The sequence below is a fragment of the Pseudomonas sp. MUP55 genome, assembly GCF_034043515.1.
GTDB lineage: Bacteria > Pseudomonadota > Gammaproteobacteria > Pseudomonadales > Pseudomonadaceae > Aquipseudomonas.
Window position 1 is genome coordinate 3,212,787 of the sequence record NZ_CP138214.1, and the last position, 21,444, is coordinate 3,234,230.

At 62.5% G+C, this 21,444-nt stretch carries 21 protein-coding genes; 9 read left to right on the forward strand and 12 right to left on the reverse strand.

The features are described from left to right. Positions 1-171 precede the first annotated feature (171 nt). From ggt to SC318_RS14510, 10 genes are all read right to left on the reverse strand, one after another. Positions 172-1,896, reverse strand: a complete 1,725-nt coding sequence (gene ggt, locus SC318_RS14465; RefSeq protein ID WP_320427329.1) for a gamma-glutamyltransferase — start codon at positions 1,894-1,896, stop codon at positions 172-174. Between the two features lie 106 nt (positions 1,897-2,002). Beyond that, entirely contained in the window at positions 2,003-4,726 is a 2,724-nt protein-coding gene (gene metC / locus SC318_RS14470; RefSeq protein ID WP_320427330.1) for a cystathionine beta-lyase, read from the reverse strand. Positions 4,727-4,920: 194 nt separating this feature from the next. Continuing rightward, the gene (locus tag SC318_RS14475) at positions 4,921-5,514 is read right to left on the reverse strand and encodes a cysteine dioxygenase family protein (protein WP_320427331.1); all 594 of its coding nucleotides are present in this window, start codon (positions 5,512-5,514) and stop codon (positions 4,921-4,923) included. Between the two features lie 16 nt (positions 5,515-5,530). After that, positions 5,531-6,355, reverse strand: a complete 825-nt coding sequence (locus tag SC318_RS14480; RefSeq protein WP_320427332.1) for an amino acid ABC transporter ATP-binding protein — start codon at positions 6,353-6,355, stop codon at positions 5,531-5,533. Then, positions 6,342-7,025, reverse strand: a complete 684-nt coding sequence (locus SC318_RS14485; RefSeq protein WP_320427333.1) for an amino acid ABC transporter permease — start codon at positions 7,023-7,025, stop codon at positions 6,342-6,344. Before SC318_RS14485 ends, SC318_RS14480 begins: the two co-directional genes overlap by 14 nt. Then, positions 7,015-7,740 (reverse strand): amino acid ABC transporter permease, encoded by a 726-nt coding sequence (locus SC318_RS14490; RefSeq protein ID WP_320427334.1) that lies wholly within the window; start codon positions 7,738-7,740, stop codon positions 7,015-7,017. The genes SC318_RS14485 and SC318_RS14490 overlap by 11 nt, the downstream gene beginning before the upstream one ends. Next, positions 7,737-8,939 carry an aminotransferase class I/II-fold pyridoxal phosphate-dependent enzyme gene (locus SC318_RS14495; RefSeq protein ID WP_320427335.1) on the reverse strand — a complete coding sequence of 401 codons (1,203 nt, stop codon included), beginning with the start codon at positions 8,937-8,939 and terminating at the stop codon, positions 7,737-7,739. The genes SC318_RS14490 and SC318_RS14495 overlap by 4 nt, the downstream gene beginning before the upstream one ends. Further along, entirely contained in the window at positions 8,936-10,357 is a 1,422-nt protein-coding gene (locus SC318_RS14500) for an FAD-binding oxidoreductase (RefSeq protein WP_320427336.1), read from the reverse strand. The genes SC318_RS14495 and SC318_RS14500 overlap by 4 nt, the downstream gene beginning before the upstream one ends. Next, positions 10,350-11,156, reverse strand: a complete 807-nt coding sequence (locus SC318_RS14505; protein WP_320427337.1) for a transporter substrate-binding domain-containing protein — start codon at positions 11,154-11,156, stop codon at positions 10,350-10,352. Before SC318_RS14505 ends, SC318_RS14500 begins: the two co-directional genes overlap by 8 nt. Position 11,157: 1 nt before the next feature. Beyond that, a complete protein-coding gene (locus SC318_RS14510) occupies positions 11,158-11,979 on the reverse strand; it encodes a transporter substrate-binding domain-containing protein (RefSeq protein ID WP_320427338.1) in 822 nt (273 codons plus the stop codon). Between the two features lie 242 nt (positions 11,980-12,221). Here SC318_RS14510 and SC318_RS14515 point away from each other — a divergent pair, with 242 nt between their 5' ends. Together SC318_RS14515 and SC318_RS14520 are read left to right on the forward strand one after the other, a co-directional pair. Continuing rightward, positions 12,222-13,073 carry a LysR substrate-binding domain-containing protein gene (locus tag SC318_RS14515; protein ID WP_320427339.1) on the forward strand — a complete coding sequence of 284 codons (852 nt, stop codon included), beginning with the start codon at positions 12,222-12,224 and terminating at the stop codon, positions 13,071-13,073. A 78-nt stretch (positions 13,074-13,151) separates the two neighbouring features. Further along, positions 13,152-14,297 (forward strand): MalY/PatB family protein, encoded by a 1,146-nt coding sequence (locus SC318_RS14520; RefSeq protein WP_320427340.1) that lies wholly within the window; start codon positions 13,152-13,154, stop codon positions 14,295-14,297. Between the two features lie 51 nt (positions 14,298-14,348). Here SC318_RS14520 and SC318_RS14525 read toward each other — a convergent pair whose 3' ends face one another. Then, a complete protein-coding gene (locus SC318_RS14525; protein WP_320427341.1) occupies positions 14,349-14,564 on the reverse strand; it encodes a TOBE domain-containing protein in 216 nt (71 codons plus the stop codon). Between the two features lie 100 nt (positions 14,565-14,664). Beyond that, complete coding sequence (locus tag SC318_RS14530) at positions 14,665-14,886, reverse strand: hypothetical protein (RefSeq protein WP_320427342.1); 222 nt, start codon at positions 14,884-14,886, stop codon at positions 14,665-14,667. On the opposite strand from SC318_RS14530, the gene SC318_RS14535 reads away from it, so the two are divergent. From SC318_RS14535 to pcsA, 7 genes are all read left to right on the forward strand, one after another. Then, entirely contained in the window at positions 14,885-15,841 is a 957-nt protein-coding gene (locus SC318_RS14535; protein WP_320427343.1) for an aliphatic sulfonate ABC transporter substrate-binding protein, read from the forward strand. The genes SC318_RS14530 and SC318_RS14535 overlap by 2 nt on opposite strands. A 10-nt stretch (positions 15,842-15,851) precedes the next feature. Then, on the forward strand, positions 15,852-16,673 hold the full coding sequence (locus tag SC318_RS14540) for an ABC transporter permease (RefSeq protein ID WP_320427344.1): 822 nt from the start codon (positions 15,852-15,854) through the stop codon (positions 16,671-16,673). Beyond that, positions 16,670-17,386, forward strand: a complete 717-nt coding sequence (locus SC318_RS14545; RefSeq protein ID WP_320427345.1) for an ABC transporter ATP-binding protein — start codon at positions 16,670-16,672, stop codon at positions 17,384-17,386. Before SC318_RS14540 ends, SC318_RS14545 begins: the two co-directional genes overlap by 4 nt. Before the next feature lie 270 nt (positions 17,387-17,656). Then, on the forward strand, positions 17,657-18,907 hold the full coding sequence (locus SC318_RS14550; RefSeq protein ID WP_320427346.1) for a ribonucleotide-diphosphate reductase subunit beta: 1,251 nt from the start codon (positions 17,657-17,659) through the stop codon (positions 18,905-18,907). A 150-nt stretch (positions 18,908-19,057) separates the two neighbouring features. Next, positions 19,058-19,546: a DUF1289 domain-containing protein gene (locus SC318_RS14555; protein ID WP_320427347.1), complete on the forward strand. Its 489-nt coding sequence runs from the start codon at positions 19,058-19,060 to the stop codon at positions 19,544-19,546. A 49-nt stretch (positions 19,547-19,595) separates the two neighbouring features. Next, positions 19,596-20,516 (forward strand): class I SAM-dependent methyltransferase, encoded by a 921-nt coding sequence (locus SC318_RS14560; RefSeq protein ID WP_320427348.1) that lies wholly within the window; start codon positions 19,596-19,598, stop codon positions 20,514-20,516. 147 nt (positions 20,517-20,663) lie between these two features. Continuing rightward, positions 20,664-21,380 carry a phosphatidylcholine synthase gene (pcsA, locus tag SC318_RS14565; protein WP_320427349.1) on the forward strand — a complete coding sequence of 239 codons (717 nt, stop codon included), beginning with the start codon at positions 20,664-20,666 and terminating at the stop codon, positions 21,378-21,380. Positions 21,381-21,444: the final 64 nt, after the last annotated feature.

Sequence of the window (21,444 nt, forward strand, 5' to 3'; positions counted from 1 at the left end):
GCCGCGGTCCTGATAACCGTCAATCAAGGCCAGCACCGTACCCGTGGCGAGGGAGCTTGCTCCCGCTGGACTGCGCAGCAGGCCCATTGTTTGGGGCCGCTTCGCGGCCCAGCGGGAGCAAGCTCCCTCGCCACGGGTTATTTCTTACTTCTGCTGCTTAACTGACTGACATTAGTAACCCAACGACAACCCAGTGTTACGCCGCGGGTCATTCGCACCATAGAAGCGGTTGTTGCCCACCGGCTTGCCATCCAGCGCCGGAGCGCCTACCAGGATGGCGGCCAGGTGGTTGGCGTCCTGGGGACCTGCAAACTTGTGCCCCCAGCTTTCGAGGATCTTCTGGGTGTCCGGGCTGACCGCGAAGGTCTCAAGGTTGGTGGTGTCAGGCATCCATTGCTGGTGGAAACGCGGCGCGTCCACAGCCTCCTGGATATTCATCTTGTAGTCGATGACATTGAGGATGGTCAGCAAGGTTGCGGTGATGATGCGACTGCCGCCCGGCGTGCCCACCACCATGACCGCCTTGCCATCCTTGGTGACGATGGTCGGGCTCATCGACGACAGCGGCGCCTTGCCCGGTGCGATGGCATTGGCTTCACCCTGGACCAGACCATACATGTTCGGCACGCCGACCTTGACGGTGAAGTCGTCCATTTCATCGTTGAGGATGACCCCGGTCTTGCTCGCCATCACGCCCGCACCAAACCAGTCGTTGAGGGTGTAGGTGACCGAAACGGCGTTGCCCCAGGTGTCGACGATGGAATAGTGCGTGGTGTTGTTGCCCTCATGGGGCGACACACCCGGTTTGATCGCCTGGGAATCCCCGGCCTTGTGTGGTTCGATGGCGTCGCGCAGTTTTGCCGCGTAGTTCTTATCCAGCAAATGCGCGATCGGGTTCTTCACGAAGTCCGGGTCGCCGAGGTAGCTGTTGCGGTCCACGTAGGCGTGGCGCATCGCTTCGATCTGGTAGTGCAGGCCCTGGGCCGAGTGATAGCCCAGGTCCGCCATCGGGTAGCCTTCGAGGATATTCATGATCTGGCAGATCACCACGCCACCGGAGCTTGGCGGCGGCGCCGACACCACGTGGTAGCCGCGGTAATCGCACTCGATCGGCGCCAGTTCGCGGGTCTTGTACTTGTCCAGGTCAGCCTGGGTGATCAGGCCCTTGCCGGCCTGACTGGAATCGACCAATGCCTTGGCGACCCAGCCTTTATAGAAACCATCGCTGCCCTTGGCGGAAATCTCCTTGAGGGTCTTGGCCAAGTCTTTCTGCACCAGCGTCTGGCCGACCTGCATCGGTTGGCCGTTGTGCAGGAAAATCCCGCGCAGGTCCTGGTCTTTTTCAAACTCACCGGTGGCGGTGTGCAGCAGGTCGATATCGCCCTGCTCCAGGGCAAAGCCGTGTTCGGCCAGCTTGATTGCCGGCGCAATCACCTGGGCACGCTTGAGGGTGCCGTACTTGCTCAGGGCCAACTCCATGCCGGAGACCGTGCCGGGCACCCCGACCGCCAGATGGCCCTTGGCGCTCAGGCCTTCGACGACCTTGCCGTCCTTGTCCAGGTACATATCGGCCGTGGCCGCCAACGGGGCTTTTTCGCGGAAGTCGAGGAAGGTCTTGCGCCCGTCCGCCAGTTGCACGGTCATGAACCCGCCGCCCCCCAGGTTGCCTGCCGCCGGGTACACCACTGCCAGCGCGTAGCCCACGGCCACTGCCGCATCCACCGCATTGCCGCCAGCCTTGAGCACGTCCACGCCGACCTGTGTCGCCAGATGCTGGGCGGTGACCACCATGCCATTTTCACCGGCCACCGGGGCCTGGGAAGCGGCGTGTACGCCACTGACCGTCAACACCAGGGCAGTGGCAATCAGGGTGCGGCTGAAGGGTTGGTATTTCATCCGTGGCTACTCTATTTATGGGGATGCACCAAAATAGCCCTTCGCGGATTCGATCCCCAGTGCCATGGCGTTTTTGTTACAGAACCTGTCGGTGATGGAACGGACGTCAAACCGTTGAGCCATCAAGCCGTTCGTCCGCCAAAGCAAAGCCACGCTGCAAATCGTCGAGCAAGGCCGTCACATCTTCCAGGCCGATATGCAGCCGCACCACCGGGTTCAACCCCCGGTCCGCCGCGTTGTCGCGGTCCTGGGTGTCGGCCACGGTCACCAGGCTTTCATAGCCGCCCCACGAAGCGCCCAGGCCAAACAGCTGCAAGCCATCGATAAACCGCTGCAGGTAGCCAGCGTCCGCATTTGCCAACTCAAACGATAACAAGCCGTTGCTGCCAGTGAAGTCCCGGCGCCACAGGGCATGCCCGGGGTGCTCGGGGAGCGCGGGATGAAACACCTGCTTGACCTGCGGTTGCGCCTGCAACCACTGGGCGATCTGCACCGCCTGGCGCTCGTGCACGTCCAGGCGTGACGCCAAGGTGCGGGCGCCGCGCAGGATCAGGTAGGCATCGTCGGCGCTTACCGCATTGCCGAAGGTATCGCTCATCCGGCCCAGCGCCGGCCATGCGGCTGCGGTGGTACACACACTGCCCATCATTGCGTCGCTGTGACCGCCGAGGTATTTGGTCAGGGCCATGATCGAAATATCCGCGCCCAATGCCAGTGGCCGGTACAGGTAAGCAGAGCCCCAGGTGTTGTCGGCAGCCAGCAGAATCCCGCGTGGCTTGCACAATGCAGCAATCGCCGGCAGATCACACAGCTCGTACAACAGCGAGCCTGGCACCTCGGCGTAGACCAGCCGGGTGTTGGCCCGCAGCTGGTTTTCCAGGCCCAGGCCACCGGGGGAGAAATAACTCACTTCAATGCCGAACGGCTGGAGAAACTCACGGGCCAGCTTGCGCACCGGTGAGTACACCGCATCGGTGATCAGTACGTGATCACCGGGGCGCAGATAAGCCAGGAATACCTGGGCCGCCGCGGCCAGGCCCGTGCCATACAGCCGGGTGCGGTAGCCGCCTTCCAGCTCAGTGACCAGGTCTTCCAGGGCATGGGCCGTCGGGTTACCCCGCGCGCCGTAAGTCAGCACCCGCTCGCTGTCACGGCGGGCCCGGGCGTCGCGCATCTGCGCCAGGTTGTCGAACAATACCGTACTCAGGCGCGTAATCGGCACATTCACCGCTCGGCCGCCATGGCCCTTTTCAGGCCGTGCGGCGTGGACCAACCGTGTACGCACCCGTGACGCCGGCGCCAACGGCTTGAGGCTGGCGAGCTCCGCCGTACTCATCTGCGCCAGCAAGCCGATTTCCCAGGCCAGGTACTGACGTGCCGCGTCTTTGTTGCCGCTGTGGCGGTCGTGGGTGAAGAACAGAAAATCGATGCATTGCTCGTCGGGCAGCGTGTGAGGGCCTGCATGGACTGGCAGGCCGGCCGCGACCCAGGCCGCGAAACCACCGTCGAGCAAGCGGGCCGGGCGTCCCTGCGCGGCAAAGGCCGTCAGAGCGGGATCGTCCGCCACCAGCACCAGAGGCCGATGATCCGGTTTGAGTCGCGAACGAATCGACCAGCGGGCGCCGGCGATATGCCCTTGGCGATACGCCATGCTGGGGCGCAGGTCGACCAGGTCCACCTCGTTCAACTCCAGCGCCAGGGCCGCAGCGCTGATCAACGGCAGCGGTTCATACGCCACCGGCTGGGCGATCGGCAACGCCAGGCCGCTGGCGATGCCGCCTTTCAACACATAGGCCTGATGCCCCAACTGGCGCAGCCAACTGGCGATAATAGGAGCGCGCACACCCTCGCTGTCCACCACGACTACCCGCGCCTGACGCACGCCGATGTAAAGGTCGGTGGACTGGACCAACTGCCCGCCCGGCGTATGTTGCGCGCCCGGCAAGCTGCCGGCGGCGAACTCCTCCAGGGTGCGCACATCGCACAGAAACAGGCTGCGTTGCGAGTCGTCGGCCCATTGGCGCACCTGATCCGCCGACACCTGTTCCACCCCTGCCCGCTCAGCCAACTGCACTGCGGCCTGGCGCTGCCGGCCCAGGTCCGGGCTGACCTGTTCTGCATAACGCCGCGTGCTGCCGTGCTCCAGCGGGAGGTCCTCCAGATACCAGCCCTGAGTGCCGTTTTCCAGCGCATAGATCGGGTTCTTCAACCCCAGGTTGATCAAGGTCTGCGCGCCGATAATGCTGCGGGTCCGCCCGGCGCAGTTGATAACGATCGGTGTAGTGTCGTTCGGTACCAGGTCATGTACGCGGTAGCCCAGCTCGCCATTGGGGCAGCAGATGGCACCGGGAATCGTCATCTTGCGGTACTCCTCGAACGGCCGCCCATCCAGCAGCACCAACGGTTCGCCGCGCGCCTGCCACTCGGCCAGCTGCCGCGCGGTGATGTGGGGCGTGTGGCTGGCCGCTTCGACCAACTCGCCGAAGGCCTTGGACGGCACATGCACCCCGGCAAACAGCTGCAAGCCGGCCGCCTGCCAGCCATCTGCCCCGCGCTCCAACACATGCACACGGCGGTAGCCGAGCACTTGCAACCGCGCCGCCGCTGACCTTGCGACCTCCCCACCGTCCTGGTCGTAGATCACCAGCCGCACCTGCGGATTGGGCGCCAGGCGGCGTACTTCCAGCTCCAGGCGGCTGTAGGGCAGGTTCACCCCGTGAAACAGGTGGGCCTCGCCGTATTGCCCGTGTTCACGCACGTCGAATACTGCGATTTCCTGCCCGTCGAACAGCCATTGCTGCAGTTGATGCGGGGTGATGGTCTGGCTCATGGAAGTCCCAACAATTAAAGAGAAAAGTGGGGGCAAGCCCTAACGCCAGTCAGTTAAGGCTTTTTTGTAGGAGCGAGCTTGCTCGCGAAGAAACTCAGAGCCACCGCGTTTATCCAGAATGAACGCGTTGCCTGGACGTTTTTCGCGAGCAAGCTCGCTCCTACATAGGGCTTGCCCCTCCCACAGGGGAACGATCAGTAGGCGCGAATCGATGGCGCCATCTGCGAGGCGTTGTAGTTGAGGATGCGGCCGTCCGCTTCCACGCCGTAACGGCCGTTCAACGATTCCAGGGGCAAGCCGTAGAGGTGGAAGTGCAAGGTCGCCTGCTCGCCTTCGACCTTGATCCCGTGCAGGTCTTCGCCAAGGAACGAGATCGAGGTACCGGGCTGCACGATCACTTCTTTTTCCAGGGTCAGGTTGGTGAAGCCTGGCTCACGGCCCTCGTCATTGCGCGCATAGACGTAGTTGATCTCCTGGCCTTCAATTGCGCTGATGATCGCCCAGGTCTCGTGGTTGTGGGGGATCGTGCTTTTGCCCGGCAACAGCGAGTTCAGGTAGAGGGTCGGCGTGTCGCCATCGTCATTGAGGCGATAACGGAAGGCCGTGCTGCCCTGCCCCGGCACCGGTGCCGGGAAATGGTCGAAGTTGAACAGGTCGCGGCGCTCGGCCAGGCCCTCCAGCAGGCCAACGATTTCTGCCAGCGCCGCGCGGTCTACGCCACGCTGGTTGATCACGCGAATCTGTTGCAAGAACGCTTCGATGACGGCAGCACGGTTCTCGGTACTCATGACACATTTCCTCGGGTCAGACAGACAGGCTGTAACGGCTCAAATTGGCCAGCAGGTAGGGGTCGTGGGCAATCGGGCCACGGCGCCCCGAATCGCCCAGGGCATGGCGCAGGAACGTCTGGGTGCGCTCGCTGGCCGGGTTCTGGAAAATCTGTACGGCGCTGCCATGCTCGACAATCACGCCGTTTTCGGTGAAGTACACAACATCGCTGATCTCTTCGGCGAAGCGCATTTCGTGAGTGACCAGCACGCACGTCATGCCTTCTTCGGTAAGTTCGCGGATCACCGTCAGCACTTCGCCGACGGTTTCCGGGTCGAGCGCCGAGGTCACTTCATCGAACAGAATCAGTTCCGGTCGCATCGCCAGGGCGCGTGCGATCGCCACGCGCTGCTGCTGGCCACCGGACAACTGGCCAGGGTAAGCGTCGGCCTTGTGCTCCATGCGCACCTTGGCCAGCAGCGCCCGCGCGTCCTTTTCCGCATCGGCACGGTTGCGCCCGAGCACCTTGCGCGGGGCGATCACCAGGTTTTCCAGCACTGACAAATGCGGGAACAAGTTGTATTGCTGGAAGACAAAGCCGACGCGCTTGCGCAGTGCGATGCGCTGGGCTTCCTGCGCCAGCGTGTCGACCTGCGTCTGGCCCACGCGGATGCTGCCGCGCTGGGGCTGCAACAGCCCGGTGATGCAGCGCAGAATCGTGGACTTGCCCGAGCCCGACGGGCCGATGATCGAGACCGCCTGGCCGCGCAGCACTTCGAGGTCAATGCCCTTGAGCACCGGGTTGTCACCAAACGACAGGTGCACATCGCGCAGGCTCACCAGCGGTTCAATAGAAGGCATAACGGCGCTCCAGGTGTTGGGTGAGTCGTGAAATCGGGTAGCAATAGGCAAAGAACAGCATCAACAGGCTCAGGTAGATCACCACCGTGAAACCGGTCATGTTCACCGTGTTGCTGGCGATCTGCGCGGTATCGATCACGTCATGCACGCCCACCAGCGAGGCCAGTGCGGTGCCCATGGTGACCACCGCGTACAGGTTCATCCAGGGCGGCAACATGCGCTTGAAGCACTGCGGCAGGATGATCGAACGGAACAACTGGCCACGGGTGAAGGCCAGCGAGCGCGCGGCTTCCCATTGCGTACTGGGGATCGAGCCGATGGCGCCGCGGAAGATCTCCGCCACGTTGGCGCTGGCCGGCAGCGCCAGCCCTAGGGTGACCTTGACCCAATCGGGAAACGACACGTAGCTGCTGCCGATGTGGATCTCGAACGGGAACACGTAGGTGGTGAAATAGATCAGCACCAGCCACGGCGCATTGCGAAACACCTGCACCCACAGCCGCGCGACCAACCCCAAGGGCGACAGCGCCAGTGCGCCAATCAAAAGCCCCAGCACCGAACCGATGGCTATCGCCAGCAGGCTGATCAGAATGTTCTGGCCAAACCCGGCCACCAGCGCCGGTGACCATTGCAGCAAGGCCGACAGCACCGGGAATGAATCAATGGCCATAGCCGGGCATCCTCAGACGCGCTTCAAGCCAGCGCCCCACGCAGTTGACGATAAAACTCAGCAGGCCGAAAAAGCCCAGGATCAGAATCATCAGTTCCAGCACGTTATCGCTCTGGGTCCAGATCATGATGGCCGCGTAGGTGATATCGCCCACTGCAATGGCCGAGGCCACGGCGGTCATCTTCACGAGGTCGATCAGGTTGTTGATCAGCGACGGCAAGGCAAAGCGCAGCGCCAACGGCAGTTGCACATACCAGAGCAATTGGCGGCGGCTGAAAGCCAGGGAGCTGGCGGCCTCCAGCGTCACGGCGGGCACCGCTTCGATGCCGGCGCGCAGCGCTTCGGCATGGAACGCGCCCTTGTGCAGGGAAATCACGATCACTACCCAGGCGAACGGCGTCAACGGGTTGGCCGCGCCGACCGCCTGGGTCAGCAGCATGTTCAGCACCAGGAACGCACAGTACAGCTGCACCAACGTTGGCGTATTGCGCGTGACTTCGACAAATACCCGTGCCGGCTTGGCCAACCACGGGTTGCCCGAGGTGAGCAACGCCGCCAGGCTGATGCCCGCCAGCAGGCTGCCGATGACGGTGAACAGGCACAGCAAGGTGGTGGTCAACGCACCCTGGACCAGGGAACCGCGCTGGTAGGCGTCGAGCAGGAAGTTGTAGTTCAGGCCGATGTCGGCGGCCCAGTGCACGAACAGTTCCATCATCGCAACTGCCCGCACGCACTGGCGATACGTCGCGCGGCTTCGGCCACGCTGTCAGTCGCCGTGGCGATGGACAGGCGAAACCACGGTGACAGGCCATAGGCACTGCCCGCCACCACCGCCACGCCCTGTTCCAGCAGCCAGGCGACCACATCAGCGTCGTCGTCGATACGCTGGCCATCCGGGCGCAGGCGTCCGAGCAGCCCGGCGCAGCGCACAAAGACGAAGAAGCCGCCTTGGGGTTCAAGGACTTGCAGGCCGTCAACCTGACTCAGCGCCTGGACCAGCCTGTCCCGTCGCAACTGGTAGGTGGCGACCTGTTCGGCAAGAAAGCCCAGCCCGCCGGAATACGCCGCCAACGCGGCGGCCTGGCCCACCGAGGAAGCGCCGGAAGTGGACTGCGATTGCACCACCACCATGGCGTCGGTAAGGGCTTGCGGCCCGGCGCCGAAGCCGATACGCCAACCCGTCATGGCGTAGGTCTTGGATACGCCACCCACCAAAAGGCAACGCGCCTGCAGGTCCGGGGCGACATTCAACAGGTTCAGAGCGGGGCGACCGTCAAAACGAATATGTTCATACAGTTCATCCAGCAGGATCAGCACCTGGGGATGGCGGCGCAGCACTTCGGCCAACGCGTTCAGCTCGGCTTGGCTGTACACCGCGCCACTGGGGTTGCCCGGACTGTTAAGGATCAACCAGCGCGTACGCGGGGTAAGGTGCTGTTCCAGTTGGGCCGGCAGCAGCTTGCAGCCCTGCCCCAATCCACACTCGATAAACACCGGCTCGCCGCCGTTGAAGCGCACGCTGTCCGGGAACGATGGCCAGTAAGGCGTCGGCACCAGCACTTCGTCGCCGTCATCCAGCGTGGCGGCAAAGGCATTGAAGATGATCTGCTTGGCGCCGTTGGCGATCACGATCGATGCCAGCGGATAGTCGAGGTGATTCTCTTCGGCCAACTTACGCTGCACCGCAACGCGCAAGGCCTTCACGCCTGGCGTCGGCGTGTACTTGGTGGCGCCGCCTGCAATGGCTGTATAGGCGGCCTGTTTGATAGGTTGCGGTGTGTCGAAATCCGGCTCGCCGGTGGTGAGGTCGAGGATATCGCGACCGGCCTCGCGCAGTTCGGTCGCACGGGACTTGGCAGCGGCGTTGGCCGACAGAGACACCCGTTGCACGCGTTGGGACAGGCGCACGGTCATGGCTTTACCTCGAGGACTTTGCCGGGGTTGAGCAGGTTGTGTGGGTCGAGCGCTTGCTTGATGCGGCGCATCAGGTCCAGCTCCACCGGGCTTTTGTAGCGAGCCAGCAGGCCGACCTTGCGCTGGCCGATCCCATGTTCAGCACTGATCGAGCCGCCATGGGCATGGGCGCTGTCGTGCACCAAGGCGCTTAATTGGGCGTAGTGCGCCATGTGCGCCTCTGCCGTCGAATTCAGCGGATGCGCCACGTTGTAATGCAGGTTGCCGTCGCCCAGATGGCCGAAGGTGAAATGGCGCACCCCGGGAAAATGCTGCTGGAGCAGTGCATCGGTGTGAGCCACGAAGGCCGCCACCTGGGAAATCGGCACCGAGATATCGTGCTTCATGGTCCGCCCGGCAAGCTTCTGCGCCTCGCTCATGTTCTCGCGCAGCAGCCACAGGGCATCGCTTTGCGCCAGGCTCTCGGCGATCAGGGCATCACTGATCAATTGCTGCTCGAAGGCGTCGCCCAGCACCCGCTCGAAGGCTTCGCGGGCATGGCTTTGGCCATGGTTGTCCGAGAGTTCGATCAGGGCGTACCAGGCTTGACTCGCGGTTTTGAACGGCTGTGGGCCTTCCGGGAACTGGTCGCGCAGCAGGGCCAGGCAATCGGCGCTGAGCAACTCGAAGGCGGTCAGGTTAGCGCCGAAACCGGCTCGGGCGTGGGACAGGAACGCAACGGCCTGGGGCAGCTCATCGAACGCCAGCAGCGCCGTGGCCTGGGCCAAGGGCTGCGGGAACAGCTTCAGGGTGGCCGCGGTGATAATACCGAGCGTGCCCTCGCTGCCGATGTACAAATCGCGCAGGTCGTAGCCGGTATTGTCCTTGCGCAGACCGCGCAGGCCGTGCCAGATCTCGCCTTCGGCGGTCACCACCTCCAGGCCCAGCGTCAACTCGCGGGTGTTGCCGTAACGCAGCACGGCCGTGCCGCCGGCATTAGTGCCGAGGTTGCCGCCAATCGTGCAACTGCCCTCGGCACCCAGGCTCAGGGGGAACAGACGGCCGGCGGCGCGGGCCACGTCCTGCACGTGTTGCAGGATGCAGCCGGCTTCCACCGTGAGGGTGTCATTGTCGGTATCGACCTGGCGCACGCGGTTCATGCGGTCGAGCAGCAGCAACACCGAACGCCCGCTGGCATCCGGCGTAGCACCGGCCATCAGGCCGGTATTGCCACCCTGCACCACGATTGGCGCCTTCAACGCCACGCAGGCGCGCACCACCGCCGCCACTTCCTCAGTGTTCGCCGGGTGCACCGCCGCAATCACCTGTCCGGTGTAGCGACCCTGCTTGTCGGTCAGGTAATGCGCCGCCTGCGCGCTGGTTTGCACCTGGGCGGTGCCGAGCAGCTGTTGCAGGGTGGCGAACAGCGCATCACTCATGGCTGTACTGCTCGTGCAAATCGCGCAGGGCCTGGGACGGCGCCATGCCGGTACGTTCGCCCAGGGCAATCAGGAAGCCGCTTTTATGCCAGCCCTTCACGATGGCATCGAGCCTGGCCTGGGTGTCGTGCTCGCCCTTGCGAATCCAGATCACCGATTTCGACGGAATCAGGTCCTCGGGCAGCGGGATCTCATAACCGGCCCATTCGGCATCGCCGAGCAAGGCATGCATGGTCGGACTGACGTGCACCGCCGCCACGCAGCCATTGCCGCGCAACGACAGCAGCGATTCGGACTGACTGCGGAACGCCTTGATCTGCGCGCCGTAAGTCTCCTGCAAGGGCTTGATGAAGTTGCTGCCCTGGGACACGCACACTGGTTGGTCCTTGAGGTCAGCCCACTGCTTGATAGCCGAACCTTTGCGAATCAACGCCGCACCGCCGACTTCTTCGTACGGCGTGGGCACGTAGTCGAGGATCTGGGCGCGCTCGTCGGTCAATTGCATATTGGCGATCAGAATGTCGACCTTGCCCTGCTGCAGGAACTGCACGCGGTTGGGCGCCAGCACCGAAACAGTGTTGGTTTGCACGCCCAGCGCCTGGCCGATGGCCTTGGCCAGTTCGACGTTGTAACCCAGGTGCTCGCCGGTCTTGGGGTCGAGGGTACCGAACGGCGGGCCGCTGAGGATCACCCCGACACTGATGGCGTGACGTTGGCCGATCTTGTCGAGGGTGGCGTCGGCATGCGCGAAGCCTGCGCACAAGGCCAGGCCAAGTGCGATGAGGGGTTTGAAAGGCATGTCAGGCGCCCTTGAACTGTTGCTGCAGTTCCACCAGCGCCGGCGATGCCGGGCTGATGCGATTGCGGGTCTGGGCTTCGATCAGCCAGCCGCTGCGGTGCAGTTGCTTGACGATCGGGTCGAGCTTGGCTTGGGTGTCGCTTTCACCGCGACGCGTCCAGATCACCGACGGCGCCGGGTTGAGTTCAGGGCCGATGACGCGGTAATCCTTCCATTCGGCGCTGTCGTGGATCAGCGGGTTGATCAGGGTCGAATCATGCACCGCCGCGACGCAGTTGTTGCCGCGCAGGGCCAGCAGCGATTCGGAGGAGCTTTTGAACGCCTTGATCTGCGCGCCGAATTCGGTCAAAGGCTTGACGTAGCTGCTGCCCTGGGAGGTGCAGACGGGCTGGTCCTTGAGGTCTTCCCAGCGCGCGATTTTACTGTCTTTGAGCACGGCCGCGGCGCCGCCGATGCGGTAGAACGGGGTGGGCACAAAGCCCAGAATTTCACCGCGCTCGGCGGTCCATTCCATGTTCGCGATCAGCAGGTCGACCTTGCCCTGCTGCAGGAACTGTACGCGGTTGGCGGGCAGCACCGGCACCAGTTGCACCTGGGCCTGGAGCTGGCGGCCCAGCTCGTTGGCCAGGTCTACGTTCAAGCCCTTGGGCTGTTGCGTCGTCGGATCGATGCTGCCGAACGGCCCGCCGGACAACAGCACGCCCACCACCAGCACATGGCGCTGCTCGATCTTGTCCAGGGTCGCGTCGGCCTGCGCCGCCACGCTGGCGCCCAGGGCCATCATCGCCCCCAGGGCCGCCGGCAACCATTTCTTCAACTTCATTGGATTTCCCCTGGCTAGTGATCGGCGTAGCCCCGACCTGATGGAGTGGCATGCTAGGGAGAGTGACCGCACAACGGAAATGCAGATATCTCATATCGTTATAACTTGCCGTCGATGCACGACCTTCAATTACGGAATAACCCCATGTTTACGGGCGCGGTTAAAAATACGCCGCACACATACATAAAAAACGCTAATGTTTAACGTCACGCCCTTGATATAAACCGCCTCCGGAACCGGCCATGTCGACCCTCGACCTTGAACTGTTACGTACCTTTATCGCCGTGGTCGACCACCACAGCTTTGCCGAGGCCGGCGTGCACCTGGCCCGCACCCAGTCGTCCGTGACCCAGCATATGCAGCGCCTGGAGCAGCAAGTGGGGGTCAGCCTGTTCGTCAAACGCGGTCGGCAAAAGCAATTGAGCGAGCCCGGTTTACAGTTGCTGCGCCATGCGCGCCAGATGCTCTCGTTAAATGACGAGGTGTTGAATTCTCTGCGCGAAAGCAGCCTGAGCGGCGTGTTGCGTATTGGTTCGCCGCACGACATTGCCGATACCATCCTGCCGCCGATCCTCAGCCACATCGCCCGCTCCGCGCCACGCCTGCGCCTGGAAATCGATGTGGGGCGCAGCCCGTTTCTGATGGACGACCTGCACCGGGGCAAGGTGGACATGGTGATTTCCACCCGCTCCGACCCCAACCTGGAGGGGTTTGCGCTGCGCACGTCACCGGTCTGGTGGATATGTTCGGCGCAGTACATCCACCAGCCCGGCGAGCCGTTGCCGTTGATTCTGGTGGACGAGCCCAGCATCTATCGACGCTATGCGCTGGAAGCGTTGGAGCGGGCGAATATCGCGTGGCGCCAGGCGTATCTGGCGTCGAACCTGATCGGGATCAAGGCGGCGACGCGCGCCGGGCTGGGGGTGACGCCGCGAAGCATGGAGATGCTCGGCCCGGACATGCGCGTATTGGGCGAAACGGATGGGTTGCCGCGCTTGCCGGAGGTGACTTACTACCTCTGGATCCGACCGAACACGGCGAACCCGCTCGCCAGGAAGGCGTATGACTTGATTCGTGGCAGCCAAGGGTTGTAAAGACGGTGCTGGCAACTGGATTTTATCCCGTTAGAATCAGCGCCCTATCCCGCCTGTCTTCCTGATACGAGCCCCTCCATGAGCTTTGATTTCGACACGATCCACCCACGCCTTGGCACCGGCAGCACCAAGTGGAGCCGCTACCCGCAAGACGTTTTGCCGATGTGGATCGCCGACATGGACATCGCCGCACCGCCCGCGGTGCTGCAGGCCTTGCGTGAACGCCTCGATCAACAGATTCTGGGCTACAGCGTGGCCGGCCCGGATGTGCGCGAAGCCATCATCGCCGACCTGTGGGCCAAGTACGCCTGGCGCGTACAGCCTGAAGAGTTGCTGTTCCTGCCCGGCGTCGAACCGGGCTTCAACATGGCCCTGCACGCCTTTGTGCAACCGGGCCAGCCGGTGGTGCTGCAAACCCCCAACTATCGGCCGATTCGCCTGGCACCCGCTCACTGGAACCTGCCGCGCATTGAACTGCCGTTCGAGTGGATCGAGGGTCAATACCGCACGCCCCTGCCGGCGCTGCGCCAGGCGCTGACCGGCGCCGGTGCGCTGCTGTTGAGCAACCCCCACAACCCTATCGGCAAGGTCTTCCCCCGCGCGGAACTGCTGGCCGTGGCCAACGCCTGCCTGGAAAGCGGCGCGCTGATCATCTCTGATGAAATCCATGCCGAGCTGTGCTTTGACGGCCGTCGGCATATCCCGACCGCCAGCCTCAGCGACGCGATTGCCCAGCGCACCATCACCCTGATGTCGGCGAGCAAGGCCTACAACGTGGCCGGCCTGAAGACCTGCTTCGCCGTGGTGCAGAATGCCGAGATGCGCGAGCGCTTCAACCAGGCCCGTTGTGGCATGGTCGACAGCGTCAGCCCGCTGGGCCTGGAAGCGACCCGCGCCGCCTACAGCCAATGCGGCCAATGGCTCGACGCGCTGGTGCAGTACCTGCAAGCCAACCGTGACTACCTGCTCGATGCCGTGCAGACCCGTCTGCCCGGCGTGGTGATGCATGCGCCACAGGGGACTTTCCTGGCCTGGCTGGACTGCAGCGACCTGGGCCTGGATGACCCGCAACAATTCTTCCTGGAACAGGCCAAGGTCGGCTTGAGCGCCGGCATTGAGTTCGGTGATGACAGCCAGCAGTTCGTGCGGCTGAACTTCGGCTGCCCACGAGCGATGCTCGAAGAAGGCTTGCAGCGCATGGAACGCGCCCTGCGCCAGCGGTGACGTGTGGCATCTGCAGGTGCCGGCTGTCCGGCGCCTGCGTTATGCGCGCCGTTAAAGCTTGGCGATAGACACTTCGGTGGATTTCACAAAGGCAATGACCTCACTGCCCACTTTCAGCTCCAGGTCACGCACCGAGCGGGTGGTGATCACCGAAGTGACGATGCCGGACGCGGTCTGCACATCGATTTCCGAGACCACATCCCCCAGCAGGATTTCCTTGATCACACCCTTGAATTGATTGCGCACGTTGATCGCTTTAATGGTCATGTCGGCTTTCCTTTTGGCTGTTGAGTCAATTCGCACGAATGCGCAGGCCCTCAAAGTGCGCCATCCAGAAGAACAATAAAAGGAATATATAACTCTTTATTTATTCCATAAAGAAATATGCAAACTGTCGCTCCAGCAACAGCACTTCAACAAATTGCACCGTTGCACCACAGCATCCAGCCGGTACCCACCCGTAAACACGTGGCAACACAGATGGCACAGAGACTGCATATTCCTTAAAAGCATGAAGGAGCATGCCGAATAATTTTCTGAATATAAGAAAAGCCTCTCTAAACGCCTCACGTGCCTGGAGCTGTTCCATGAATCCCTTCGCCAAACGCTTACTCGGCGCATGCGCCCTCGCCCTGTGCCTGCAACCGCTGGCTCAGGCCGCTGAAACCGATCCTGCGCAGGTCAATCTCGACTACGCCTACTACTCGCCGGTCAGCCTGGTGCTCAAGCACTTCGGTTGGCTCGAACAAGCCTTGCCGCATTCCAAAGTGGGTTGGGTATTGAGCCAGGGCAGCAACCGTTCGCTGGAATACCTCAACAGTGGTGGCGTGGATTTCGCCTCTTCCGCCAGCCTGTCCGCCGTGCTGAGCCGGGCCAATGGCAGTCCGATCAAATCGGTGTATGTGTACAGCCGCGCCGAATGGACGGCCTTGGTGGTACGCAAGGATTCGCCCTTCAAGAGCGTCACGGACCTCAAAGGCAAGAAAATCGCCGCCACCAAAGGCACCGACCCGTACCTGTTCACCCTGCGCAGCCTGCAACAGGCCGGGCTGAAAAAGGACGATGTGGAACTGGTGCACCTGCAACACCCGGATGGCCGCACCGCCCTGGAAAAAGGTGACGTCGACGCCTGGGCCGGCCTCGACCCGCACATGGCCGCCAGCGAAATCCAGGCCGGTTCGCGCCTGCTGTACCGCAACAAGGACTTCAACAGCTACGGCGTGATCAGCGTCACCGAGCAGTTCGCCAAGGCGCACCCACAGACCATTACCACGGTACTGGGCGCCTATGAAAAGGCCCGCGATTGGGCAGTAAAGCACCCGAATGAGTTCGCCAAACTGCTCGCCGATGAATCCGGCCTGCCGTTGGAAGTGGCCAGGCTGCAGCTGTCGCGTACCGACTTGAGCACGCCGTTCCTGAACAGCAAGGATGTGCTGTCATCCAAGGCCGCCGCGCCGATCCTGGTGTCCGAAGAACTGGTGCGCAAGGGGGTGAACGTGGACCAGGTGATCGACCAGTTGCTCGACACCTCGTTCGGCCAGTAAGGAGCGCCTGATGACCAGCAAAACCCAAGCCTTGCCCCTTGCCGCGCCACCAGTGATCAATCGCAGTGCCTGGCCGCGCCGGCTCAAGGGCCTGGTGGTGCCGGTACTGATTCTGCTGGTACTGGAGGCGGTTGTGCGTGTGGGCTGGCTGCCGTCCTATCAAATGCCGGCGCCCAGCGAGATCGCTGTGACCCTGGCGGACCTGGCCGAGGGCGCACTGTGGAAACACATCAGCGCCAGCCTGGTGCGGGTGCTGCTGGGCTTTGCCATTGGCGCCAGCCTGGCGCTGGTGTTTGCCGCATGGGTGGGTTTGAGCCGCGAGGCCGAGGCCTATCTGGAACCGACCTTTGCCGGGCTGCGCTCGATCCCGAGCCTGGCCTGGGTGCCGTTGCTGCTGTTGTGGTTGGGCATCGACGAGACCTCGAAGATCGTGCTGATCGCAATTGGCGCGTTCTTCCCGGTCTATCTCAATGGCGTCGCGGCCATCCGCGATATCGACCGCAAGCTGGTGGAGGTCGGGCAAATGTATGGCTTCAGCCGGCGGCGCCTGGTGCGGCGCATCCTGTTGCCGGCGGCCCTGCCCGGCCTGTTTACCGGGTTGCGCAGCGGCCTGAGCCTGGCCTGGATGTTTCTGGTGGCGGCCGAGTTGATCGCGGCCACCAAAGGCTTGGGTTACCTGCTCAGCGATGGGCGAGAGACTTCGCGGCCGGATATCGTGCTGGCGGCGATCATCGTGCTGGCGCTGCTCGGCAAGGTCAGCGACGGCCTGCTCGCAGCGCTGGAAAAGCGCTGCCTGGCCTGGCGCGACACCTTCCAGGGGGCAGGCCAATGAGCGTGCAACCCTTGCTGGACATTCACGTGGCGCGTAAAAGCTTCGCCGGCAGCATCGTGCTCAATGAGGTGCGCCTGGCCCTGCAGCCGCGCGAAGCCGTGAGCCTGCTGGGGCCCAGCGGGTGCGGCAAAAGCACCTTGTTGCGCATCGTCGCGGGATTGGACACCGACTACCAGGGCGAACTGCGCAGCCCCGACGGCGAAGTGGCCTTCGTGTTCCAGGAGCCACGGTTGATGCCGTGGCTTACGGTGGAGCAAAACATCGGGTTCAGCGCTGACCGTCACTACGACAAGGCCTGGGTCACGCAATTGATCGAAGAAGTCGGCCTCAAGGGCTTTGCCCAGACGCTGCCCAAGGCGTTGTCCGGCGGCATGGCACAACGGGTCGCGATCGCCCGCGGTCTGTATTCACGCCCGCAGGTGCTGCTGCTGGATGAACCGTTCAGCGCCGTGGATGCCTTCACGCGCATGAAGCTGCAGGACCTGCTGCTGCAACTGGCCGACCACCATGCCATCGCCCTGCTGCTGGTGACCCATGATGTGGACGAGGCGTTGTACCTCAGTGACCGAGTGCTGGTGATGGACAACCGGCCCAGCAGCATCCGCCAGACGCTGGCCTTGGATTTGCCGCACCCGCGAGACCGGCGCGATCCGATGTTGGCGAAGCTCAAGGCGCTTTCACTGACCGAGCTGCAACGCGCCCACGTCATCTGATACCCGCCTTTTACCACTCAACAATCAGCCCAGGGGGCCGCGGGTGACGCTCGCCGCCCCTGCGACCATGCGTCCTGACTTGTCCGTTGACCATCGACGGCACACACCATATAGTGTGCCCACAAACAGATCCCACCACTACATAGTGTGCAGAATCGGTATTTACCGACCATACTATGAGCGGTATTTCAATGCCTTTAAGCCTGCAAACCCTATTATTTTTTGGACGGTTCCACAGGCCGTCAGAACAGACCGCAAGGGAGTATTTCAATGCTGAGTTGGGATGAAGTCGACAGCGAAGACAGCGTTGCAGCCGTCGTCAAAGGCGCCAACGCCGGCCACGCCAGCGAAGCCAACATGGACCGCCTCGACGGTGCCGGCGCTGCCGCCGCCGTTGAAGCCCGCGCCGTCACCGCCAACGACTCCGCCGCCATCGTGCGCGCCAAGGCCGCCCTGGACAAACTCGACGTCGCCGAAGGCCTCGCCGAGCTCGAAGGCGCTTCCGCCCGCGTCGCCGTTGACGAAAAGCGCATGATCAACTGCCGCGCCGACCTCAACCAGCTCGTACCTTTCAAGTACGACTGGGCCTGGCAGAAATACCTCGACGGCTGCGCCAACCACTGGATGCCGCAAGAGGTCAACATGACCGCCGACATCGCCCTGTGGAAAAACCCCGAAGGCCTGACCGATGACGAGCGCCGCATCGTCATGCGCAACCTGGGCTTCTTCTCCACCGCCGACTCCCTGGTCGCCAACAACCTGGTGCTGGCCGTCTACCGCCTGATCACCAACCCGGAGTGCCGCCAGTACATCCTGCGCCAGGCCTTCGAAGAAGCGATCCACACCCACGCCTACCAGTACTGCATCGAATCGCTGGCCATGGATGAAGGCGAGATCTTCAACATGTACCACGAGATTCCATCGGTCGCTAAAAAAGCCGCCTGGGGCCTGAAGTACACCCGTTCGATCTCCGATCCGAAGTTCGAAACCGGCACCGTCGACACCGACAAGGAACTGCTGCGCAACCTGGTCGCTTACTACTGCGTGCTGGAAGGCATCTTCTTCTATTGCGGCTTCACCCAGATCCTGTCCATGGGCCGCCGCAACAAAATGACCGGCGTGGCCGAGCAGTTCCAGTACATCCTGCGCGACGAGTCGATGCACCTGAACTTCGGTATCGACGTGATCAACCAGATCAAAATCGAAAACCCACACCTGTGGGATGCCGAGATGAAAGAAGAAGCGACCCAGATGATCCTGCAAGGGACCCAGCTGGAAATCGAATACGCACGCGACACCATGCCGCGCGGCGTGTTGGGCATGAACGCGGCGATGATGGAGGATTACCTCAAGTTCATCGCGAACCGTCGCCTGTCGCAGATTGGCTTGAAGGAAGAATACCCAGGCACGACTAACCCGTTCCCGTGGATGAGCGAGATCATGGACTTGAAGAAAGAGAAAAATTTCTTCGAGACTCGCGTGATCGAGTACCAGACCGGCGGCGCGTTGAGCTGGGATTGATTCAACAGCACCGATCCAAAATGTGGGAGGGGGCTTGCTCTCGATAGCGGTGTATCAGTCACAGCTGCTGTAACTGAACCACTGCTAACGGGGGCAAGCCCCCTCCCACATTGGAAACGCGATGCTCCATCAACTTGCAAATTGCCTTCTATGTCCAACCAAACCATCAAGACGCCCTGTGTAGGCCTGTGTTCCACCGTCTACGGTGACCTGGTCTGCCGGGGCTGCAAGCGCTATCACCACGAAGTGATCCAGTGGAACGGCTACAACGCTGAAGAAAAACAGGCGGTGTGGCTGCGCCTGGAGCAGTTGCTGGTGCAGGTGATGGCCAGCAAGCTGGAAGTGTTCGACCCGCAGCGTCTGCGCCAGCAACTGGAAGACCGCAAGATTCGCTTCATGGCGCACCAATCGCCGTATTGCTGGGCCTACCAGTTGATTGCCCGGGGGGCTCGGGTGATGTCCAGGCTGGACGCCTACGGGCTGGCGCTGCTGCCGGAGTTTCGCGACCGCAACCTTGCGGACCTGCGCGATGCGATTGACCGAGAGTTTTTCCTGCTCTCCGAGGCGCATTACGAGCGCTACATTGCGCCGGTATTCATGCGCGAATCCTTTGGCCCAGCCCTGATCGCCACGCTCTGACGCACAATTGTGTTTAAAATGCCGCCCGCTCAACGACTGACGCTCAACGATGACCCCAGACGCACTCGCCACCCTGCATGCCCATCTGCTCACCGCCCTGGCCAGCGCTCCCGCTGAAACCCGGCGCCTGTTTCACGGCCGTGGCCGCTGCTGGCCGGGCCTGGAGCAGTTGACGGTGGACTGGCTGCAAGGCGTGGTGCTGGTGGCGCTGTTCAAGGAAACCGAGCATCTGGAGGCCTTGAAGCAGCAACTGCTGCAGATCGACTGGGCCGGCTTCGGCGCCCATACCGTGGCGCTGCAGCATCGCTACCTGCCGCAAAGCACCACCGAGTGGCTGGTGGGCGACGCCATCGACGAGCTGACTATCACCGAAGGCGGCCTGCGCTACCTGATCGACCTGGGTAAAAAGCAGAACAGCGGCCTGTTCCTCGACATGCGCTATGGGCGTAACTGGGTGCGCGAGCAAGCCAGGGGCCAGCGTGTACTGAACCTGTTTGCCTACACCTGCGGTTTCTCGGTAGCCGCTATCGAAGGCGGTGCCGACCATGTGGTGAACCTGGACATGGCCCGTGGCGCCCTGAGCCGTGGGCGTGACAATCATCGCCTGAACGGTCATGACTTGAGCCGGGTGACCTTTCTGGGCCACGACCTGTTCAAGTCCTGGGCCAAGGTCACCAACAGCGGCCCCTATGATCTGGTGATCATCGACCCGCCCTCCTTCCAGAAAGGCAGTTTCCTGCTGACCAAGGACTACCAGCGCGTCCTGCGCCGCCTGCCGGATTTGCTCACGTCCCAGGGCACCGTACTGGCGTGCATGAACGATCCGGCGTTTGGCGAAGACTTCCTGATCGACGGCGTTACCCGCGAAGCACCGGGCCTGCGCTTCGTCGAACGCCTGGAAAACCCGCCGGAATTCCCCGATATCGACGCGCAAAGTGGTCTGAAGGCCCTTGTGTTTCGCCAGGGCTGATGCCGAAACGTCCTACGCTTGCTACGCTAAGCCATGCGCCGGGCGGTGAACCTTATCCCCGCCTTCCCGGTCGATACCTGCATTCCTGGCCAGACTCGACGGCGTTACGTTGTCGGCTGCCCCGTTTGACCCTTTGGAGAACCGCCCGTGATATCGACCCTGCATGTAGCCAGAATCAAAGCCTGGGGCGCCCACGGCTTTACCGCCACCGGTGTGGTATTGGCATTCCTGGCCACCCTGGCGCTGCTGGAAAACTCACCCAAGGCCTGCCTGCTGTGGCTTGGCCTGGCACTGGTGGTGGATGGCGTCGACGGCTCCCTGGCGCGACGGGTCAACGTCAGCACGGTGCTGCCCAGCTTTGACGGCTCGGTACTGGACCTGGTGATCGATTACCTCACCTACGTGTTCATCCCCGCACTGTTTATCTACCGCTACATCGACCTGCCGGAATTTAGCCATTTGTTCGCGGTGTCGGTGATCCTGGTGTCGTCGCTGTTCTGCTTCTGCAACGTCAACATGAAGAGCAAGGACAACTATTTCGTCGGCTTCCCGGCGGCCTGGAACGTCGTGGCTTTGTGCGTGTACATCATCCAGCCGGACGCGTGGATCACCTTGCTGACCGTGATCGGCCTGGCGCTCCTGACCGTGACGCCGATGAAGTTTCTGCACCCGTTCCGGGTCAAGCGGTTCATGCCGATCAATATCGCGGTGACCACGATCTGGTTGCTGTGCAGCTTCCTGATGGTGGTGGATTACCCGAACACCAACCCATGGACCTTCGGGCTGTGGTCGCTGATGTCGGCGTACTTTCTGGGGATTTGCATCTGGCGCACGGCGCTGGAGTGGATGGGTACCCACAAATAGCCAGACAAACACTGTTAAACCTGTGGGAGGGGGCTTGCCCCCGATGACGGTGGGTCAGCAACAC

What these genes read in the sequence shown, in the direction of transcription:
- SC318_RS14495 (WP_320427335.1), bottom strand. Translation starts at nt 8,939, where the DNA reads ATGACCGTGCGCCTGTCCCAACGCGTGCAACGGGTGTCTCTGTCGGCC.
- SC318_RS14490 (WP_320427334.1), bottom strand. Translation starts at nt 7,740, where the DNA reads ATGATGGAACTGTTCGTGCACTGGGCCGCCGACATCGGCCTGAACTAC.
- SC318_RS14510 (WP_320427338.1), bottom strand. Translation starts at nt 11,979, where the DNA reads ATGAAGTTGAAGAAATGGTTGCCGGCGGCCCTGGGGGCGATGATGGCC.
- SC318_RS14485 (WP_320427333.1), bottom strand. Translation starts at nt 7,025, where the DNA reads ATGGCCATTGATTCATTCCCGGTGCTGTCGGCCTTGCTGCAATGGTCA.
- SC318_RS14550 (WP_320427346.1), top strand. Translation starts at nt 17,657, where the DNA reads ATGCTGAGTTGGGATGAAGTCGACAGCGAAGACAGCGTTGCAGCCGTC.
- SC318_RS14505 (WP_320427337.1), bottom strand. Translation starts at nt 11,156, where the DNA reads ATGCCTTTCAAACCCCTCATCGCACTTGGCCTGGCCTTGTGCGCAGGC.
- SC318_RS14515 (WP_320427339.1), top strand. Translation starts at nt 12,222, where the DNA reads ATGTCGACCCTCGACCTTGAACTGTTACGTACCTTTATCGCCGTGGTC.
- SC318_RS14540 (WP_320427344.1), top strand. Translation starts at nt 15,852, where the DNA reads ATGACCAGCAAAACCCAAGCCTTGCCCCTTGCCGCGCCACCAGTGATC.
- ggt (WP_320427329.1), bottom strand. Translation starts at nt 1,896, where the DNA reads ATGAAATACCAACCCTTCAGCCGCACCCTGATTGCCACTGCCCTGGTG.
- SC318_RS14480 (WP_320427332.1), bottom strand. Translation starts at nt 6,355, where the DNA reads ATGCCTTCTATTGAACCGCTGGTGAGCCTGCGCGATGTGCACCTGTCG.
- SC318_RS14500 (WP_320427336.1), bottom strand. Translation starts at nt 10,357, where the DNA reads ATGAGTGATGCGCTGTTCGCCACCCTGCAACAGCTGCTCGGCACCGCC.
- SC318_RS14530 (WP_320427342.1), bottom strand. Translation starts at nt 14,886, where the DNA reads ATGGAACAGCTCCAGGCACGTGAGGCGTTTAGAGAGGCTTTTCTTATA.
- SC318_RS14545 (WP_320427345.1), top strand. Translation starts at nt 16,670, where the DNA reads ATGAGCGTGCAACCCTTGCTGGACATTCACGTGGCGCGTAAAAGCTTC.
- SC318_RS14535 (WP_320427343.1), top strand. Translation starts at nt 14,885, where the DNA reads ATGAATCCCTTCGCCAAACGCTTACTCGGCGCATGCGCCCTCGCCCTG.
- SC318_RS14520 (WP_320427340.1), top strand. Translation starts at nt 13,152, where the DNA reads ATGAGCTTTGATTTCGACACGATCCACCCACGCCTTGGCACCGGCAGC.
- SC318_RS14560 (WP_320427348.1), top strand. Translation starts at nt 19,596, where the DNA reads ATGACCCCAGACGCACTCGCCACCCTGCATGCCCATCTGCTCACCGCC.
- SC318_RS14525 (WP_320427341.1), bottom strand. Translation starts at nt 14,564, where the DNA reads ATGACCATTAAAGCGATCAACGTGCGCAATCAATTCAAGGGTGTGATC.
- SC318_RS14555 (WP_320427347.1), top strand. Translation starts at nt 19,058, where the DNA reads ATGTCCAACCAAACCATCAAGACGCCCTGTGTAGGCCTGTGTTCCACC.
- SC318_RS14475 (WP_320427331.1), bottom strand. Translation starts at nt 5,514, where the DNA reads ATGAGTACCGAGAACCGTGCTGCCGTCATCGAAGCGTTCTTGCAACAG.
- metC (WP_320427330.1), bottom strand. Translation starts at nt 4,726, where the DNA reads ATGAGCCAGACCATCACCCCGCATCAACTGCAGCAATGGCTGTTCGAC.